Annotated in this window: 2 protein-coding genes; both read right to left on the bottom strand. The window is 62.6% G+C overall.

What is annotated here, in order from left to right; genetic code table 11:
* The coding region (locus AC1DT2_RS22375) for an alpha-amylase family glycosyl hydrolase (RefSeq protein ID WP_477298822.1) at window positions 1–279 on the bottom strand (279 nt) is incomplete at its 3' end.
* A 3-nt stretch (window positions 280–282) separates the two neighbouring features.
* The coding region (locus AC1DT2_RS22370; RefSeq protein WP_477298821.1) for an alpha-amylase family glycosyl hydrolase at window positions 283–1,812 on the bottom strand (1,530 nt) is incomplete at its 5' end.

Here is a 1,812-nt window from a genome sequence, read left to right as displayed (position 1 = left end):
GCCATAGTCCTCGTGCACCGCCTTGTACTCGGCGATGTCGTAGCCATCGTCGCGCCGGGGGCTCGGATAGAAAGGCAACAGCCAGAGCGTGTTCACGCCCAGCTCCGCAATGTAGTCGAGCTTCTCGATCAGGCCCTGGAAGTCACCGACACCGTCATCGTTGGAGTCGAAGTACGACTTCAGATGCACCTGGTAAATGATGGCGTCCTTGTACCAGAGCGGGTCGCTCGAGAAATCGGGAGCGGCGGCCTGTTTTTTTGCTTTGGCGCGTGTAGCCATGGATCAGACTCCGGGAAGCCGCACGTGCCAGATCGCATAGGGCTGGCCGAGGCCGAGCCACACATGCTGATCGGCGCCGCGCCAGGCGATGGGTTGGTTGTGAAGCAGGTCGTGGATATCGAGCTGGGCGTCGGAGGCATAGCCCCAGTCGGCCAGCGGCAGGGAAAGGTCGGCAGCCTGGGCGTTATGCGGATCCATGCTGATGGCTACCAGGACCACGTCGTCGCCGGAGCGCTTCTCGAAGAACAACACCTGGGCGTTGTTCGCAGGCAGGAAGCGCACACCGAGATGACTCTGCAGCGCTGGATGTGCGCGGCGGATGGCGTTGAGCTGGGTGATCTCAGCGACGATATTGCCCGGGGCGTTGAAGTCGCGGACGCGGATCTCGTACTTTTCCGAGTCCAGGTACTCCTCCTTGCCAGGCATGGGCGCGGCTTCGCAGATCTCGAAACCGGAGTACATGCCCCACAGACCGGACAGCGTGGTCGCCAGCGCCGCACGGATAAGGAAACCGGGACGGCCCGAGGTCTGCAGGAAATAAGGATCGATGTCCGGCGTATTGACGAAGAAGTTCGGCCGGAAGAAATCCTTCGGCGGCGTAGTCGTCAGCTCGGTCAGGTAGTCGACGAACTCCTGCTTGGAGTTGCGCCAGGTGAAATAGGTGTACGACTGACTGAAACCGACCTTGGCGAGGCGATACATCGGCTTGGGGCGGGTGAACGCCTCGGAGAGGAACAGCGCATCGGGATACTTCGCGCGGACGCGGGCGATCATCCACTCCCAGAACGGGAAGGGTTTGGTGTGMGGATTGTCCACGCGGAAGGTGCGCACGCCCTCATTGGCCCAGAACAGCACGACATCGCACAGTGCCTGCCAAAGCGACGGCACGGCACCTTCGGCGTAGAAGTCGACATTGACGATGTCCTGGTACTTCTTCGGTGGGTTCTCCGCGTAACGGATGCTGCCGTCCGGTCGCCAGTCGAACCATTCGGGATGTTCCTTCAACCACGGGTGGTCCTGCGAACACTGGATGGCGAAATCGAGCGCCAGTTCCAGGCCGTGCTCGTGAGCGGCGTCACGCAGTGCGCGGAAGTCGTCGAGCGTGCCCAGCTGCGGGTGGATCGCCGTGTGGCCACCCTCCGGCGAACCGATGGCATAGGGGCTGCCCGGATCATCGGGGCCCGGTGTCAACGTGTTGTTCGGTCCCTTTCGGAAGGCCGTGCCGATCGGATGGATCGGCGGGAAATAGAGTACGTCGAAGCCCATGTCACGAACCGCCGGCAGGCGGGCGATCGTGTTACGGAAGGTGCCGTGCTTCGTCTTGTCATCGGTCATCGAGCGCGGGAACAATTCGTACCAGCTGGCGAAACCCGCCTCACGCCGATCGACTTCGAGCTGGAACGATTCGGTGACCGTCGAACGAACACGCGGATCGGTCGCCGTCATCAGCTCCAGCGTGCTGTCGGCGAGCAGCAGCGCCAGGCGCTCATCGCCCTCGGCCCTGGCGACAGCCGTGGCAAGGGAACGCAGAAC

Source organism: Luteibacter sp. P4_E6 (genome assembly GCF_056401535.1).
Note: the sequence above shows the minus strand (reverse complement) of the source record. Positions and strands in the feature narration are given on the sequence as shown.